The 17,680-nt window shown below is 36.4% G+C and carries 13 protein-coding genes and 1 other annotated feature; of the genes, 7 read left to right on the forward strand and 6 right to left on the reverse strand.

Translation table 11 applies throughout. The features are described from left to right. Positions 1 to 10 precede the first annotated feature (10 nt). From murC to WAX74_RS06265, 3 genes are all read left to right on the forward strand, one after another. Positions 11 to 1,315: a UDP-N-acetylmuramate--L-alanine ligase gene (murC, locus tag WAX74_RS06255; protein ID WP_336496801.1), complete on the forward strand. Its 1,305-nt coding sequence runs from the start codon at positions 11 to 13 to the stop codon at positions 1,313 to 1,315. Positions 1,316 to 1,620: 305 nt separating this feature from the next. Then, positions 1,621 to 2,079 carry a DUF948 domain-containing protein gene (locus WAX74_RS06260; RefSeq protein WP_336496802.1) on the forward strand — a complete coding sequence of 153 codons (459 nt, stop codon included), beginning with the start codon at positions 1,621 to 1,623 and terminating at the stop codon, positions 2,077 to 2,079. A 17-nt stretch (positions 2,080 to 2,096) separates the two neighbouring features. Next, entirely contained in the window at positions 2,097 to 2,684 is a 588-nt protein-coding gene (locus WAX74_RS06265; RefSeq protein ID WP_336496803.1) for a YtxH domain-containing protein, read from the forward strand. 650 nt (positions 2,685 to 3,334) lie between these two features. On the opposite strand, the gene pilM is transcribed toward WAX74_RS06265, so the two are convergent. Further along, positions 3,335 to 5,476: a pilus assembly protein PilM gene (pilM, locus tag WAX74_RS06270; protein ID WP_336496804.1), complete on the reverse strand. Its 2,142-nt coding sequence runs from the start codon at positions 5,474 to 5,476 to the stop codon at positions 3,335 to 3,337. Positions 5,477 to 5,641: 165 nt separating this feature from the next. On the opposite strand from pilM, the gene WAX74_RS06275 reads away from it, so the two are divergent. Beyond that, entirely contained in the window at positions 5,642 to 6,727 is a 1,086-nt protein-coding gene (locus tag WAX74_RS06275; protein WP_336496805.1) for a bifunctional 3-deoxy-7-phosphoheptulonate synthase/chorismate mutase, read from the forward strand. Positions 6,728 to 6,871: 144 nt separating this feature from the next. Next, positions 6,872 to 7,870 (forward strand): catabolite control protein A, encoded by a 999-nt coding sequence (ccpA, locus tag WAX74_RS06280; RefSeq protein ID WP_336496806.1) that lies wholly within the window; start codon positions 6,872 to 6,874, stop codon positions 7,868 to 7,870. A gap of 32 nt (positions 7,871 to 7,902) precedes the next feature. On the opposite strand, the gene WAX74_RS06285 is transcribed toward ccpA, so the two are convergent. From WAX74_RS06285 to WAX74_RS06295, 3 genes are read right to left on the reverse strand one after another with little or no spacing between them, the layout of a single operon-like run. Then, entirely contained in the window at positions 7,903 to 9,078 is a 1,176-nt protein-coding gene (locus tag WAX74_RS06285; RefSeq protein WP_336496807.1) for an acetoin utilization protein AcuC, read from the reverse strand. After that, positions 9,075 to 9,722 carry an acetoin utilization AcuB family protein gene (locus WAX74_RS06290; protein WP_336496808.1) on the reverse strand — a complete coding sequence of 216 codons (648 nt, stop codon included), beginning with the start codon at positions 9,720 to 9,722 and terminating at the stop codon, positions 9,075 to 9,077. Before WAX74_RS06290 ends, WAX74_RS06285 begins: the two co-directional genes overlap by 4 nt. A gap of 38 nt (positions 9,723 to 9,760) precedes the next feature. Continuing rightward, positions 9,761 to 10,393 carry a GNAT family N-acetyltransferase gene (locus WAX74_RS06295; RefSeq protein ID WP_336496809.1) on the reverse strand — a complete coding sequence of 211 codons (633 nt, stop codon included), beginning with the start codon at positions 10,391 to 10,393 and terminating at the stop codon, positions 9,761 to 9,763. Between the two features lie 165 nt (positions 10,394 to 10,558). Between WAX74_RS06295 and acsA the strand changes: the two genes are divergently transcribed. After that, the gene (gene acsA, locus WAX74_RS06300) at positions 10,559 to 12,277 is read left to right on the forward strand and encodes an acetate--CoA ligase (protein WP_336496810.1); all 1,719 of its coding nucleotides are present in this window, start codon (positions 10,559 to 10,561) and stop codon (positions 12,275 to 12,277) included. A gap of 611 nt (positions 12,278 to 12,888) precedes the next feature. Here the strand turns inward: acsA and WAX74_RS06305 are convergent. After that, entirely contained in the window at positions 12,889 to 15,792 is a 2,904-nt protein-coding gene (locus WAX74_RS06305; protein WP_336496811.1) for a transglycosylase domain-containing protein, read from the reverse strand. 100 nt (positions 15,793 to 15,892) lie between these two features. After that, positions 15,893 to 16,088 (forward strand) — a binding site (T-box leader). A gap of 49 nt (positions 16,089 to 16,137) precedes the next feature. Here WAX74_RS06305 and tyrS point away from each other — a divergent pair. Then, entirely contained in the window at positions 16,138 to 17,403 is a 1,266-nt protein-coding gene (gene tyrS, locus WAX74_RS06310; protein ID WP_336496812.1) for a tyrosine--tRNA ligase, read from the forward strand. 48 nt (positions 17,404 to 17,451) lie between these two features. Here tyrS and WAX74_RS06315 read toward each other — a convergent pair whose 3' ends face one another. Further along, positions 17,452 to 17,616: a hypothetical protein gene (locus tag WAX74_RS06315; RefSeq protein ID WP_336496813.1), complete on the reverse strand. Its 165-nt coding sequence runs from the start codon at positions 17,614 to 17,616 to the stop codon at positions 17,452 to 17,454. Positions 17,617 to 17,680: the final 64 nt, after the last annotated feature.

The raw sequence follows: 17,680 nt of genomic DNA on the forward strand, positions 1-17,680 counted from the left end.
TTTACAACGTATGACAAAATATCATTTTACAGGCATTAAAGGGTCTGGAATGAGCCCGTTGGCACAAATATTACATGATGTGGGTAATGAAGTACAAGGCTCTGACATAGAGAAGTATTTTTTTACGGAAAAACCATTACACGAACGCGAGATAAATGTTTTGCTATTTGATGAAGACAATATTGAAGAGGGCATGACCGTTATTGCAGGTAATGCATTTCCGGATACCCACCCAGAATTAGTGAAGGCAAAAGAGCTTGGTTTGGAAGTGATTCGATATCATGACTTTTTAGGCGACTATATGAGCCAATTTACTTCTGTAGCAGTTACAGGTGCTCATGGTAAGACATCAACTACTGGCTTGCTTTCACATGTTTTAAGTGGATATACACCAACTTCTTATTTAATTGGTGATGGAACAGGGAAAGGTATGAAGGATGCTTCCAATTTTGTATTTGAAGCATGTGAGTACCGAAGACACTTTTTAGCTTACAATCCTGATTATGCGATTATGACAAATATTGATTTTGATCATCCAGATTACTTTCAAGATATTGATGATGTCTTTCAAGCTTTTCAATCCATGGCAATGCAAGTGAAAAAAGGAATAATTGCTTGTGGAGATGACAAGTACTTGCAAAAAATTAAAGCTCCTGTTCCTGTCGTTTACTACGGTTTTGGTGAGCATAATGATTTTGCAGCTAGAAATTTAGAAAAAACGACTGAAGGTACTTCATTTGATGTGTTTGTTCGTAACGAGTTTTATCACCGTTTTTCCATTCCATTATTCGGAGATCATGCAGTGCTTAATTCTTTATCTGTTATATCTCTTTGCCATTATGAAGATGTACCAGCTGATACTATTCAAAAAGGTTTAGAAACGTTTGAGGGCGTTAAAAGACGCTTTACAGAGACGGTAATAGCTAATCGTATTCTTATTGATGACTATGCGCATCACCCTACTGAGATAACAGCAACGATACAATCAGCTAGACAGAAATATCCGAGCCGAAAAATTGTAGCTATTTTTCAACCGCATACCTTTACAAGAACTCAAAAGTTCTTAAATGAGTTTGCCGACAGTTTAAGTCTTGCTGATCAAGTATATCTCTGCGAAATATTTGGATCCGCTAGAGAAAATGCAGGGGACTTAACTATTCAAACGTTAGTAGATATAATTGATGGAAGTCATATATTAAATGAAGAGACCGTCGATCAGCTGCTTACTCATGAAAATGCTATCTTTTTATTCATGGGTGCTGGAGATGTTCAAAAGTATCAACAAGCTTTTGAACAAAAACTTACAGACTGTTGACAAACGCTTTCATTCTTCGTTGCTTGCACTTCGTTGTAAGCTCATGAACTTAAGTTCTATTCGCTTCCGCCTCATGCTGGCGCGCCTCGACTGACAAGCGTTTTCAAGACAGCCTGTAGAGAACCTGGTAATTACTATAAACATCTACATTTTTTAAGAATGTTAGAAAATGCTTAATCCATTTTAGGATTAAGCATTTTTAAAAGGATATTTAAAAGAAACGTAGTATAGTAATATAGAGAAAGAAGTTTAATTTTTTTCTTTTGGGGTAAAAATAAGTAATAACAACTGAAGGAGGATACAAAATGGAAAATCTCTTATACATAGCCGCTATTATAGCCGCAATAGCATTCTTGGTACTTTGTATAAGCCTTGCAGTTACGTTGTTTTCTGTTAAGAAGACATTAAATAATGTTGCAAATACGCTAGAAGGGCTCGATACAAATTTACAAAATGTCACGAAAGAAACTGCAGAACTTCTTCATAAAACAAATGAATTAGCAGTAGACATTCAAGAGAAATCAGAGAAATTAAATACGGTAGTTGATGCAGTTAAGAATGTAGGATCTTCCGTATCAGGATTAAACCATTCTATTCAGCGAATTACTACTTCTGTATCAACGGAAGTTGAAAAAAATGAAGAAAAGATTGCACAGGTTGTCCAATGGAGTAATGTCTTGTTTGGCATACGCGACAAATGGAAAGAGCGTAAAGCATTAGAAGAAGCAGGATATTATTCTTATGAATCAAAAAAAAATTTATAATTATTGGAGGAATTTAGATGAGCAATTATGATCACAATAAACCAAATTATAACGATTCAAAACACAATGCAGAGTATTACGACAATCCATCATCCTATAACAAGCAAATTCAACCAACTTATCCACCTCAACCATACTATAACGAAAGCAGAGACTATATTTATCGCCAGGAAGAATCGAGTGGAAAAGACTTTATACTAGGTATGTTTGTTGGTGGAATCATCGGGGCTGCAACAGCTCTATTGTTGGCACCAAAGACAGGTACAGAGCTACGTGGAAATATTTCAACTCAAGCTAATCAATTAAAAGATAAAACAATCGATTTGTCTTCCACTGCAAAGGAGAAGACAACTCAATTGTCAAAACAATTACAAGAGCAATCGGGCCAAATTGTGGAAAAAGTAAAATCCATGAAAGGTGCACCGACATCTCCTTTAGACGATGGAACTGCATCTTATGAAGGTGAGGAACCAATGGATTATATGGAAACCATCTCTCATACTACGGAAGAATTAAATGCAGAACAGGATAAGCAAGAAGAAAATACAACAGTAGTAGCGGAAGCAATTAAAGAGGCAATCGTAGATAACAAATCAAATAAATAAATTGAAAAGTGGTAGTCCCTTAGAGTAGGGATTACCACTTTTTACTGTTAAGGTTATTAATTGAAACTTAGGGAGTAGAATACGGATGTGTGCTTGCCGCACGCTAGACATAAGCCTCCGTAAGATGAATCGCTCCTTTGTCACTCCACATCCTGTATTGAGATTATTTATTAACAATACATTAATAGAATCTACTTTATTACGTCAAGAGGATATACTGGCATTCGTGCCTTACGAGCCGCATGACGTGCCGTATGAGACAGCGAAATGCGCTTGCTCATACAGCGGCTCATGCGGACGTGCGGCAAGCACGAATGACTATAGTTGGTGATGTATCTGTTCAAGTCTATGTATATAATTTGTACTTAGAGATTAGAAACTCTGATGTGCGCTTGCCGCACGCTACGCATGAGCCTCCGCAGGATGAGTCGCTCCTACGTCGCTCCCACATCCTTTACGGGGTCTCATTCTTCGCGCTCTTGCGGCGTGTAAGGCGCACATCCTGAAGACATCCCAACGAATTTGAAGAATTATCTAAGAAACATTCCTATATCCTGTTAATTACATTTTATAGAGAGTACACACTGGCATTCGTACCTTTCTAGCCGTATGAGCCAGCGCGAATGCCTATACATAAGTAACATTCAAGTTTACTTATGATTAAATACTATTTCTAAATGATCTCCTCCAAATATTTCTTCGTCGAAACCGGATGCTTGCCCATTTTTCAATATTTGAAATGAGCTAGCAAACTCAGGCAATGTCCAATTGGAAAAACGAAATACATCTTGATAGATCCAAGGAGATGTATTTATTTCTTGCCATTGAAGTATGGAGCCATTTGGAATGATGTCCTGATAGGAAAGATTAACATCACCTGCTGTAACAATGGCACACTCCTTAACCAATTCAACTTCCTCATTTTGAAAGATAACTTTAATTCGATTTTCTAGCCTATTATCTAGCTTATAGGCAATCTCTTGCAGAGAAGGTGCACTTACATTTTTTATTTGTACTACGTCATTGTCTTGGATTGGGTATTGCAGTTTCACTGGATTGTCATTTAACAGCATGATAGAAGTAAAATCAGGTATATAGTGATTCTTTTCATTTATTGTAATTGTATAAGGTTTTAACTGCGTAAGGTAGTCTTCTTTTTTTATAGCTATTAATACTTGTTCTAAGGTTTGGGGAGTATCTACTATAACTTTGTCCCTTTCTTTCAAAGGTGTATCGAGAGAGACGTTCTCACCATTTACACGTACTTTAGGTTCCACGATGTGCATAACACCTTGGATGGTAACAGTTTTAACAGATGCATCATCAAGCAAATCACGAACAGTAGCTTCTCCAGGCTTTCCATCTTGACCTTCCAATAACTCAATCTGATCATTACTTTGAATGATTGTTTTCGTATTTGCTTCCTTTCCGTTTAAATGAATGATTGCTGGTTTTCCATGTTCACCGGGAATATAAATATCTTGTCCATTTACTTGAACAGCAAGGGCAGCTCCAGGTTTTCCATATAGTATTCTAGTAGAAATGTTTGCTGCAAGTAGAGCGTCTCCAACGGTCATTTCCTTCAATTCGAAAAGACGTACTATTTGATTATTCACTTCGACAGACATGTATTGAATAGGTGCTCGCTTTGCGGCTATAGCTATACCGATCGGTGTAACAAGCTCAGGTGTTACCGGAATATGTTCTTCTTTTGTTAAGTTTTGTATAGCGTCTATTCCACGAACAGCTACTCGATTTTCAGGAAGGTTTAATTTTTCCGCAAGGATAGAAGTAAGCGCAGGAGTCAAACTTCCTCCACCAACTAACATCACTGCTTTCGTAGGTTTGTTATTGTTCAATCGAAGTATTTCAGAAGAAATAGAAGCAGCTAACACTTGGGTTGCTGGCCGAATAACATTGATTACTTCTTCCTTTGGTATTTCCTGATCAAAACCTAAAATATCTTGAATATGTATGAAATCGTTTTGATTAATAGATCTCTTTGCCTCTTCTGCAAAAGGAAAGTCCAATAAATAATGATCGCTTAATGATTCTGTTATTTCATCTCCGGCTATTGGAACCATTCCATAAGCTACAATAGTTCCATGATTCGTGATAGCGATATCTGAAGTTCCTGCACCTATATCTACTAATGCCACATTTAAACGTCTCATAGATGTAGGAATTAAAACATTAATTGCTGCTATTGGTTCAAGTGTCAAAGCTTCCATTTCTAAACCAGCACGTTTTAATGCGGATAGTAACGATTCAACGACTACCCGTGGTAAGAAAGTAGCAATTACCTCTATGGAAGCTTCAGCACCTTGCTGATCAACCAAGCTACCAATTTCTTCTCCATCCAGACGATAGTATAATACACTGTATCCAACACAATAATAATGGCTAGATTGCTTATCTATATCTTTTTGTACTAAATTAGTTTGTGCTTTTTGAACGGCGGAAAGCTCCAAGCGACTAATATCTTCCTCAGAAAAAATGGGTCTATTTTTTATATCCATTTGAACAGATGCTTGTTCTGTTTTCAAAGCTCTTCCAGCAGCTGCCACACTTACTTTTTCAAGTGGACCATGCTTTTCTTCTAGCTTTGTTTTGATAGAGATGATTGCTTCTGCTACTTTTAGTACATTATGTATTTGACCATCAACCATTGCACGTTCTTTGTGTTCTTCTACTAAAATATCTACAACATGAAATGCTTGGTCGCGTTCTTCTAAAATAATTCCAACTACAGATCTAGTACCAATATCGAGAGCAAATAACTTAGTTACCAAATTCTCACGTCCTTTTTTAGATAAACACTTTAGCGAGTTGAAGTGCTAAAATAAAAAAGCGTGACATTCTCGCTATCATTGTTTATAATATGTCTTATCACTAAAATGTATCATAATTTTCAGGCGATAGAAAGTGTCGATGAAGAGAAAGAGAGGAGAAGTATCATGAGTCATATTGATTTAGATGGATTACGCGCACGTGTAGATGAGATTAACGTAGAAATTCTACAGTTAATTAACGAAAGAGCTGGGGTAGTACAAGAGATTGGTAGAGTAAAAGAAAAGCAAGGTGTAAACAGATACGATCCACTTCGTGAACGACACATGCTAGATTACTTAAAAGAGAGTAATTCTGGTCCTTTGCCACAATCCACTGTTGAGCATATTTTCAAGGAAATTTTTAAAACAGCATTAGAATTGCAAGTGGATGATCAAAAGAAAGCACTACTTGTTTCACGTAAAAAGAAATCATCCGATACAATCGTTGAAATTAACGGTGAGAAAATAGGAACCGGGGCACCATCCTTTGTATTTGGACCTTGTGCAGTTGAATCCTATACGCAAGTAGCAGAAGTAGCTGCTGCGATTCAATCAAAAGGTTTAAAATTAATAAGAGGTGGCGCATATAAACCACGTACTTCACCTTATGATTTCCAAGGACTTGGATTAGAAGGTTTAAAAATCTTAAAACAAATTTCACAAGAATATGGCCTAGCTGTTGTATCGGAAATTGTTACTCCTAGCCATTTAGAAGAAGCACTTGACTATGTTGATGTTGTGCAAGTAGGTGCTCGTAATATGCAAAACTTCGAATTATTAAAAGCAGTAGGTTCAATAAATAAACCGGTTTTACTAAAAAGAGGTATCGCTGCTACATTAGATGAATTTATTCATGCAGCTGAATACATCATTTCTCAAGGAAATGACCAAATCATCTTATGTGAACGAGGCATTCGTACGTACGAAAGAGCAACAAGAAATACATTAGATATTTCTGCTGTTCCTATATTAAAACAAGAAACACATTTACCAGTATTTGTTGATGTAACACATTCAACTGGTCGAAGAGATATTCTATTACCTGCTGCTAAAGCTGCTATTGCTATTGGTGCTGACGGTGTTATGGCTGAAGTTCATCCAGATCCAGCTGTTGCATTATCGGACGCAGCTCAGCAAATGAATTTACAACAGTTTGATGAATTTTATGATTCATTACAAAAATTCATGAAAACTCATGAAGTGCATGCATAAATAAAAAAATATAAAATTTTGACAGAGATTTGCCACAAAACCGACTCTTTTTAGGGTCGGTTTTACTATTTGATTGAAAGTTGCAGGGGAAATGAAGTATTATTTAAAGTATAATTATTCAGAGTAGTGAAGGAGGGGTATGCATTGACTATTACTATATATGATGTAGCAAGAGAAGCAAATGTGTCGATGGCAACCGTTTCACGTGTAGTAAATGGAAACCAAAATGTAAAACCGGCAACACGTCAAAAAGTTTTAGCAGTAATAGAACGATTAGATTATCGTCCAAATGCAGTTGCTAGAGGATTAGCAAGTAAAAAAACAAAAACAGTTGGGGTAATTATCCCAGATATTTCAAATGTATTTTATGCAGAGCTTGTGCGAGGTATAGAAGATATCGCGACGATGTACCGTTATAATATTATTTTAACGAATTCCGATCAACAAGAAGACAAAGAAGTACAGCTATTATCCACTTTATTCAGTAAGCAAGTAGATGGAATTGTTATGATGAGTGACCAAGTAACAAAAGACATGCTACATGAGATGGAAAGATCTCAAGTGCCTATTGTTTTAGCTGGAACAATTGAAACAACTAATGCATTTCCTTCTGTTAATATTGAATACCATGAAGCGGCAGTTGATGCGGTCAATCGCTTGCTTCAAAACGGTCATAAACGAATTGCTTTTGTATCAGGCTCAATATCTTCGACCATTAATCGATTATACAAGCTTTCAGGCTACGAAAAGGCTTTGGACGCAGCAGGTATTGAAATTGATTCAGATTTAATTGTTGGCGTTGAGAATACATATGACGACGGTCTTCTAGCTTGGGAGGAGCTAAGTAAATTAAAAAATCCTCCTACAGCAATTTTTGCAGGTAATGACGAAATAGCGATTGGATTAATCCATGGAGCACAAGACAGTGGATTAAAAGTTCCGGAAGACATTGAAGTGATTAGCTTTGAAAATTCCAAATTATCTCGAATGGTAAGACCGCAGCTAACGAGTGTCGTGTTACCTTTATACGACATTGGAGCAGTTTCCATGAGACTATTAACGAAGTTTATGAATAAAGAAAAAATTGATGAACATACAGTAGTACTTCCATATCGTATTGAAGAAAGAGATTCTGTAAAATAATTTATAATTGAAAAACACCAGTACCTTCTAAGCTACTGGTGTTTTTTGTATGATTGCTGTTGCCTTAGTAAGAATAACGCTTTATCTAGCATTTGATTATTTTTTTCTGTAATTTCCGCTTTACGAGGTATTGGTTCGTATAATGGATTTGGATCCATCCATGTAGGAATTAAAGGGATAGGGGACTCCTTAGACCAACGCTCGAGCCAGGCTTTCGGTAATCCGCCTTCAGGTGTCCTAATGTCATTCATTTCCATCCAAAGTAATGACCAAGCACGAGGTACTACTCTCCATATATCATAACCACCGCCACCAACAGCAATCCATTTTCCGTCACAATATTTATGTGCCAACTCATGTGCCAGTTTAGGAATTTCTTGATATATTTTCATCGTTCCATATAAATGTGTTAGTGGGTCAAAATAATGTGCATCTGCGCCATTTTGACTTAAAATAACATCTGGTTTAAATGATTCTATAATCTCGTTCAGGGCTGTACGGTAAACCTCTAAAAATGAATCATCCTCCGTAAAAGCGTCTATCGGAAAATTAAAAGAGGTGCCATATCCTTCTCCAGAACCTCTTTCTGTAATATTACCTGTACCAGGGAATAGATATCTTCCCGTTTCATGAATCGATATAGTACATACATTAGGATCATCATAAAAACTCCATTGAACACCATCGCCATGATGGGCATCTGTGTCTATGTATAGTACACGAGCATTATATTTCTGTTGCATATATTTAATTGCAACTGAACTATCATTATATACACAGAAACCCGATGCTCTTCCTTTAAACCCATGATGAAGACCACCGCCTAAATTGAGGGCATGTGATGCTTTACCTTCCATCACATAATCTACAGCAGTCAGTGTTCCACCTACTAAACTAGCACTAGCTTCATGCATATGTGGGAAGATAGGCGTATCTTCTGTACCAATACCATAGCTTTCATATATATTAGTATCGGAATTCTCTAAACTTGCTTTTTTAACAATTTCAATATACTGAGGGTCGTGTACTAAGCTTAACTCTTCCTCCGTAGCAGTTCTTGGGGCTACTATATCCGATAATGATAATGCATTCATTTCTTTTAATAAATCAACAGTTAATGTTAATCGTTTTTGGTTAAATGGATGCGTGTCAGAAAACTTATATCCTAACTGGTCATCTGAAAATATAAATACGGCATTTTTTTTCATATGTTCATTCCCGGATGGTTAGGCCATAATACCTCGAATCCTTCTGCTTTTATTGCTTCAATAAGTTTAAGGGGATTCATAGTCTTAACACGTAATACTAATATTTTGTGATCATTTTGCATTTTATCGGGATATACAAGAACACTCAATACATTCAACTTCTGTTCGTAGAAAATTTTTGACACCTCAAATAATACTCCAGTCCTATTAGGAACACGTACTTCGATTTGCGATCCAGGTTGATGTACTCCAGTTAGTTCGATAAATTTATACAATAAGTCAGATTCAGTTATCATTCCGACCAATTTACCTTTACTGACTATTGGCAGACATCCGATTCGATTATCATAAAAAATACTTGCTGTTTCTTCTACAAAATCTAAGGGATGACCTGTAATGGGGTTTTTTGTCATAATTTCATCTAATGGCCGATCATATATATCATTATGAAGAACACTTTGTAGAGTGGAAGGGGTTGCTTCTTTTAAATCTCTGTCCGTAACCACTCCAACAACTTCTCGTTCATTGTTTATGATAGGTAAGTGGCGTATTTTTTTTTCATTTAATAGCGTGATTGCATCTTTGATAGTATGTGAAGGGGTTAATGTTGGTACCGATGTATTCATAATTTCTTCTACTAACATTGGAATGAACTCCTTTTCTATCTGTATAGCTTTACCTTTTAATACATAAAACGATTCATAAAGCGTAGCTGATCAAATTGCTGAATGGATTCATTGTCAACTCTTCTACCTATTTTAGCCATTAAGCAATTCGCAGGATGTGAACTTATTTCTGGGTCATCTGTTGCATAATATTCGAGTCCACCAGCTTGCATCATTTTTTCCATAACTTTTCGATATTCCCAAACATTTAATCCTGTGCCTTTTAAATCCCAATGCCAATAATATTCTGTAGTGATTGTAATATAGTCTTCCATGGCATCATCCATCATAGAAACACGGAGTAGTGTTTTTCCTACACCAGTTCCTCGATATTTTGGAATTACTTCAATTGCACCTAGTTCTATTAAATTTTTCATATTACCTTGAGACCATCGCTCTAACGGATCAGGATAAAGAAACGTGCAGTATCCAACAATGGTATTTTGATCTCGAACAATAATAATTCTTCCTTCAGGTAGCTTAGCGATTTCAATGATTGCTTTGTGTTGTTGGGCAGGAGCCCTAAAGGATACTAGATCCTCATGAAATTCTAAATCAGCAATAACTTCTGAAGGTATTGGTCCTTCGATAGTAACAGTACCATGCTCTGTTTCTAATTCCGTAGCATTATACTTTTTTGTGTGTATCACAAATTCACCACCTAAATATATAAATAAAATTATTATTTATTATACCTTATTTTAAAGTAGGAAGGTGCTTTCTCAACAAAATATAATAAAAGATTCGAAATATTAGCAAAAGCAGAAAAAAGTATTGTAGAATGAAAGAGTATATTTATCGAAAGGGTGAAGAGGATGAAAATAGAAAGTTTACCAGTTGTAGAAGGGGACTATCAATTAAAGGATTATGAACAAACTGTAAAGACTTTTCAATGGGAAGATGCAGAGAAAAACTTTTCATGGTACGAAACAGGTAAAGTTAATATGGCCTATGAAGCGATCGATAGACATGCAGAATCGAATAATAAAGAAAAAATTGCACTTTATTATCAAGATGCTAATAGAAAAGAATCCTATACATTTCTTGAAATGAAAAATCAAAGTAACAAAGCTGCAAACGTTTACAAAAAATATTCTAATCTTCAAAAAGGGGATCGTCTTTTCATTTTTATGCCTAGATCACCCGAGTTATATTTTGCATTACTCGGTGGAATTAAAATGGGGGTCATTGTCGGACCGCTATTCGAAGCATTTATGGAGGGTGCAGTATACGACCGCTTGCTAGATAGTGATGCAAAAGCTATTGTTACAACACCTGAACTGCTAGATAGAGTACCACTTGATAAATTACCTAACCTAGAAACAGTCTTTTTAGTTGGTGATGATGTAAAAGAAACGGAAAAACTTATTGACTTTAAGAAAGCATTAGAAGGAGCATCCGATTCTTTTGACATAGAGTGGGTTGATAAAGAAGATGGTCTAATTTTACATTATACGTCTGGTTCTACTGGAAAGCCAAAAGGCATTTTACACGTGCATTATGCTATGGTGCAACAGTATCAATCAATGAAATGGGTAATGGACATTAGAGAGGATGACATTTATTGGTGTACTGCAGACCCAGGTTGGGTTACAGGTACATCCTATGGAATATTTGGACCTTGGTTAACGGGAACCACTTCATTAGTTCTTGGAGGTCGTTTTTCTCCTGAAGCTTGGTATAATGCGATAGATGAATATGGGATAACAGTTTGGTATAGTGCGCCAACGGCATTCCGTATGCTAATGGGGGCAGGGGATGCAATAGTAAAAGAACATGATTTAACCTCACTTCGTCATGTATTATCTGTTGGTGAACCATTGAATCCTGAAGTTATTAAATGGGGAATGCAAGTATTTAATAAAAGAATTCATGATACATGGTGGATGACCGAAACAGGAGCTCAAGTTATTTGTAACTTTGCTAGTTTACCGATTAAACCTGGTTCAATGGGAAAACCATTGCCTGGTTTAGAAGCTGCTATCATAGATAATCAAGGGAATGTTGTTCCTCCTTATACAATGGGGAATTTGGCGATTAAAAAAGGATGGCCATCGATGATGCGTCAAGTATGGAACAATAAAGAAAAATATGAGTCTTACTTTATAAATGACGAATGGTATTTTTCCGGAGATTCTGCCTATATGGATGATGAAGGGTACTTCTGGTTCCAAGGAAGAGTGGACGATGTTATCATGACCTCTGGTGAACGGGTAGGTCCATTTGAAGTAGAAAGTAAATTAATTGAGCATCCAGCTATTTTGGAGGCAGGCGTAATCGGTATACCAGATCCAGTACGCGGTGAAATTATTAAAGCTTTTATTGCACTAAATGAAGGGTATGAACCATCAGAAGAGCTCATTTCAGACATTCAGCAGTTTGTTAAAAAAGGACTTGCGGCTCATGCAGCACCTAGAGAAATTGAATTCAAAGACAAGTTACCTAAAACTCGTAGTGGTAAAATTATGCGTCGAGTATTAAAAGCTTGGGAACTAAAATTACCAACTGGTGATTTATCAACAATGGAAGATTAAGAAAAGCCGCAGCAACCTGTAATATCAGGAAGCTGCGGCATTTTTTTATAGAATGAATCGTCACGAGAGTAAACACACGGATGTGCGCTTGCCACACGCCAAGCATGAGAGTCGTTCCTTAGTCACTCCCACATCCTTTACGGGGGCTCATTCTTCTCACTCTTGCGGCTTTTAAAACACACATCTCGGAAACATACGATGATAGAATACATTTCAATAAAAAGAGTGATAGCAGAATCTATTTATATTCAAACATATAATAGAATCTACATTAATCAGTATTATGAGATTACACTAGCATTCGCGCCTTGCAAGCCGCATGGCGTGCCGTATGAGACAGCGAAATGCGCTAGCGCATACAGCGGCTCATGCGGACGTGCGGCCAGTGCGAAATGCTTATAGTTGGTGATATAAATATGTTCAAGTCTATGTATATAATTTGTACTTAGAGATCAGAAACAAGGATGTACGCTTGCCGCACGCTACGCATGAGCTTCTGTATTATTATCAAAAAAAGAGAGGAAGGGGGGGACTTCAGTCACTTCCTTCCTCTCTTGATACTTCCAGAGCAAAATAACGCTAAAGTACAGACAAGTATTATGGTGTTTGTCTTATGGTGTACCTGATCCTTCACCCTCTACTGGTGTAGTTGTCTCGCCAGTTTCAGGAGGGGTTGGTTCAATAATTACTTCTCCTGGCTCCTCTTCGGGAGTTGTAGGAGGAATAACTTGTTCTGGTGGTTCTGGAATCTTCTCTTCGATTGAAACTATATTTGAAGCACCCGATTGTAAGCCTGTAATGTCAACAGAAACAATGATGTATTGACCACTACCATTAATAGTATAGCTCTTATTTTCTGCTTCGAGTTTAGTAGCAGCAAGTACTCTATTTCCATTTACAACTTGGTAAACTCTGTATCCAACGACATCAGTGGAAGCGGAATCTGTCCAAGTAACCGTAGTTCCTGAAAGTGTTGCTGTTACAGGTGCTGGAGGACTTCCGTCAGCTTGAAATACTTCTTCAGAGACTACATTACCAGCAAAAGTAGATTTTTCAGGGAACAATTTACTTGCATTTCCTCCGAATTTACCTAGCATTCTTTTAATAAAATCTTCGTTTACTCCGTAACCACCCTGAACTACAAATTCACTAGGAGTAGAATCTAATGCACGATATTTATTTTCATTAATCACTACATAGGATGATGTAATAAGACTGTCATCTGGAGCAGTAGGTAACATTGCAGCCGCATTAAATAAATCAGATTTAACTAAGCCAGCTTTGCTACATCCATCGGATACTGCAAGACCAGAAATACCACAGAAAGATTTAGTGACTACATCTTTTGGAACAGGGAAAGGATTTGGTGCATCTACTAATTCTGGATTTACGTCGAACATAGCATTCATCATATTTGACCAAAGCATATTTATTCGAACACTAGGATGATTATAACGATTATTCATATAGAATAAGGTTTCATTGTAATCATAACCAAGCCAAACACCTAGCGAAACATTAGGGTTATACCCAACTAGCCATGAGTCATTATGATCTTGAGTCGTTCCAGTTTTTGCAGCAAAATCTGATTGGAATTTTAATCTAGATTTTGCTAGTTTTGCAGTTCCATCCGAGAAAACATCACGAAGCATATCGGTAATAATATAGGAAGTAGCTGGGCTAAATACTTGCACAGGTTCAGTTTTATGTTGATAAATGATATTCCCATCTACATCTTCAATTTTTTCAATCATATAGGCATCGATAAACTGCCCATTATTAGCAAAGGTACCGAAAGCATTCGTATTTTCTTCGACAGTTGCACCATTTGTCATACCGCCGATAGATAATGCATGATTCGCATATTCGTTTTCTTCAATATGCTCGAAGCCCATTTTGTATAAGAAATCAGTAGGCTTTCTGTCCATGATTAAATCATATAAACGAATAGTTGATAAGTTTTGTGAAGTTCTTAAAGCATCACGTGCAGAAATAATCCCTAATTCTTGTTCTTTCGTATAGTTTTGAGGAGATTTAGTCCAAGTTGTACTTCCTAGATTCTCTAGTTTAACATCGACTACTGGACTTCCAGCACCAATTACTCCATATTCAATAGCAGGAGCATACACGAGTAATGGCTTCATTGTAGAACCTATTGGACGAACGGCTTGAGTTGCGTGATTCAATTGTTCTAAATTATAATCACGACCTCCAAGGAACGATAAAATTCTACCAGTACCATTTTCAATTAGCATACTTCCTACTTGTACAGGATAATCTTGAACAATGGTTTCTCCTGTATTAGGATCTTTTACTTCTTTTGAGAATGTATGTCCATAAGAATCGAACTGATCTTTGACTTTAATCATTTGTTCATACATGTCTTTATTAATAGTAGTGTGAATTCTATAACCGCCAGTGCTAACTGCACGAGCTGCAATAATATCATATTTTTCATAGAGTTTTGATTCCAATTTTAATCTTTCAGGATCTATCCCATCTGCTGTAGCAAACTGTTCTCGGAGAATTTCTTTTACACGGTTTTCTATCTCAAAAGTTAGCCATGGGTATTTCTCTTCTGGTACAATTTCTGGTTGCCTAAAATCCTTTGTAATATTGTAATTAATGGCGGCATTATATTCTTCCTCTGATATATAACCAGTTTCTTTCATTCGAAATAATACCGTCTTCATACGTTCAATACCAGATTCTAAGGCTTCTCCTTCTTTTAATACACCACCTTTTCTAAATGGTGTATAAGCAAATGGTGCTTGGGGAATACCTGCAATATATGCGGCTTGAGGCAAATTTAAGTCTTTCGCTTTGACATTAAAAATACCTTGGGCAGCTGTTTCAATTCCTGCTATATTTCTTCCATTTGCATTTCTACCGTATGGAATAATGTTCAAATAAGCTTCTAAGATTTCTTCTTTTGTCATAAATTGTTCCAAACGCATTGCCAATAGAATTTCCTTCGCTTTTCGTTCATAGGAAACTTCATTAGTTAGTATTTGGTTTTTAACTAATTGTTGCGTTAAAGTAGATCCACCAGTTTGTGTATCAGAGTTTGTAACATCTTGTAGTAATCCTCGGAAAATTGCTTTTGGTACAATTCCATTATGTACTTCAAAATATTCATCTTCCGTAGCTAAAACAGCATCTAAAACATATGGAGAAACCGATGATAATTTAGTCTCCGTACGTTCAAGATCGGTACGTAATTTACCTAGATAGACATCTCCGGCAAAATAGATTTCGGAAGTCTCTTCATAGTTAAATACTGCAGTTCTCATTTCTTCCTTTTCACGTAAAGGCTCCTCTTTAACTAGAGATGCAAAGTAACCCGCACCTACAGACGCCGCAAAAACACCTAAAGTGATGAAGACTATTAAAAAGATTAAGCATAAGTTCCAAATGACACTAGAGGAAATTCGCAAGCCTTTTGCCCATTTAGTAGATTGCCATTCATCAAATTTATCTTTATAAAATTGGATTTTCTCTTTCCATTTCTCCATTAACATTTCAACCCCCAAATCAAGAATTATTATACCATAATCGATATTCATTAGACGATAGTTATTGACAACCGTTTTAGTTTAGGTAAAATAGGTATATATTTTAACGATGAAAAGTCCGAAGTAGTTGTTGCACATACTGTATAGAGAGCTAGCGGTTGGTGAAAGCTAGTCAGTGTACATCGACGAATTACAGTCTTGGAGTTAGACGTTTTCACAACGATATCGTGATTGAGGCGGAAGGATTTTCCTTCAAGCTGGGTGGTACCGCGCTATATTAAATGAGCGTCCCTGCATGATTTATTTCGTGCAGGGACTTTTTTATTTTAAAAAGGAGGAATTATTATGAAAAATACATTATTAGAGGATTTAACATGGAGAGGTCTTATTTATCAGCAGACAGATGCAGAAGGCTTAGAAAGTTTATTGGAAAGTGAAAAAATTTCACTTTACTGTGGTGTCGATCCAACTGCAGATAGTATGCATATTGGGCATATTGTGCCCTTGTTGACTCTACGTCGTTTTCAAATGCATGGACATCGCCCAATCTTACTAGTAGGTGGAGCAACAGGAATGGTGGGAGATCCATCAGGACGTTCAGAAGAGCGTGTTTTGCAAACAACTGAACAAATTGATAATAATGTAAAAGGGATTAAAACCCAAATGGAGCGCATTTTTGATTTTAATACTGAGAATGGTGCTAAAATGGTTAACAATCATGATTGGATTGGACCGATGACAGTAATTGAATTTTTAAGAGACTTCGGAAAGCTTGTCAACATCAACTATATGTTAGCTAAGGATTCTATTGCGTCTCGTTTAGATTCAGGGCTTTCGTTTACTGAATTTGCGTACACATTAATTCAAGGAATTGACTTCAATCATTTATTTAACACGTATAACTGTAAAGTGCAGGTTGGTGGTTCTGACCAATGGGGTAATATTACAACTGGTCTTGAGGTGATTCGTAAAACGCATGAGGAAGAAACAAAAGCATTTGGAATAACAATTCCATTAGTAACAAAGGCGGATGGAACGAAATTTGGAAAATCAGCTTCTGGTTCTGTTTGGTTAGACGCGAAAAAAACTTCTCCATATGAGTTTTACCAATTTTGGATTAATACCGCAGATGCTGATGTTATTAAATACATGAAAATTTTCACTTTCTTAGAACGCAATGATATTGAAGGATACGAAGAAACAGTCGAAAATGAGCCACATTTACGTAAAGGTCAAATGAGACTTGCTGAAGAGATGACTCGACTTATCCATGGTCAAGAAGCATTAGATCAAGCAATTCGTATATCACAAGCTTTATTTAGTGGAAATTTAAAAGAGTTGACCGCTGGAGAAATGAAAGATGCATTTAAAGATGTACCTTCCGTAGAAATGTCAAAAGAAACAAAGAACATTGTAGATTTCATAGTAGAAGCCACTGTTTCTCCTTCAAAAAGACAAGCAAGAGAAGATGTAACAAATGGGGCTATTTCAGTTAACGGAGAAAAAGTTACAGACGTAGCATATGAAGTCGGGGAAAAGGATCGTCTTGAAGATGAATTTATGATTATTCGCCGAGGAAAGAAAAATTATAAAATGATTAAGTTTATCTAAAATGTAAAAAGCTACTTCTCCCTTTTAAGGGGGAAGTAGCTTTAATCATTAAAATCCACCGCGTTCATCAACATGATGATTATTTTGGCCATCTTTTACTTGAAGTTTTTCCTTTTCCTCGTCACTTAACTTTTGTGGTTCTGTAAAATTTTCACTTATACTACTGTTTTCTTTAGAGTTGTTGTTGGAAGTATTCGTTTCGTTATTCTTCACTACATATCCTCCTTTTTTTCTAAATTCCTTTTTATTATTCCCCATTAATAGACAAATAGTCATG

This window comes from Psychrobacillus mangrovi, assembly GCF_037104765.1.
Lineage (GTDB): Bacteria > Bacillota > Bacilli > Bacillales_A > Planococcaceae > Psychrobacillus > Psychrobacillus mangrovi.

Coding starts and splice junctions, on each gene's coding strand:
- WAX74_RS06260 (WP_336496802.1), top strand. CDS start 1,621: ATGGAAAATCTCTTATACATAGCCGCTATTATAGCCGCAATAGCATTC.
- tyrS (WP_336496812.1), top strand. CDS start 16,138: ATGAAAAATACATTATTAGAGGATTTAACATGGAGAGGTCTTATTTAT.
- WAX74_RS06290 (WP_336496808.1), bottom strand. CDS start 9,722: ATGTTAGTAGAAGAAATTATGAATACATCGGTACCAACATTAACCCCT.
- WAX74_RS06265 (WP_336496803.1), top strand. CDS start 2,097: ATGAGCAATTATGATCACAATAAACCAAATTATAACGATTCAAAACAC.
- WAX74_RS06285 (WP_336496807.1), bottom strand. CDS start 9,078: ATGAAAAAAAATGCCGTATTTATATTTTCAGATGACCAGTTAGGATAT.
- acsA (WP_336496810.1), top strand. CDS start 10,559: ATGAAAATAGAAAGTTTACCAGTTGTAGAAGGGGACTATCAATTAAAG.
- WAX74_RS06305 (WP_336496811.1), bottom strand. CDS start 15,792: ATGGAGAAATGGAAAGAGAAAATCCAATTTTATAAAGATAAATTTGAT.
- WAX74_RS06275 (WP_336496805.1), top strand. CDS start 5,642: ATGAGTCATATTGATTTAGATGGATTACGCGCACGTGTAGATGAGATT.
- murC (WP_336496801.1), top strand. CDS start 11: ATGACAAAATATCATTTTACAGGCATTAAAGGGTCTGGAATGAGCCCG.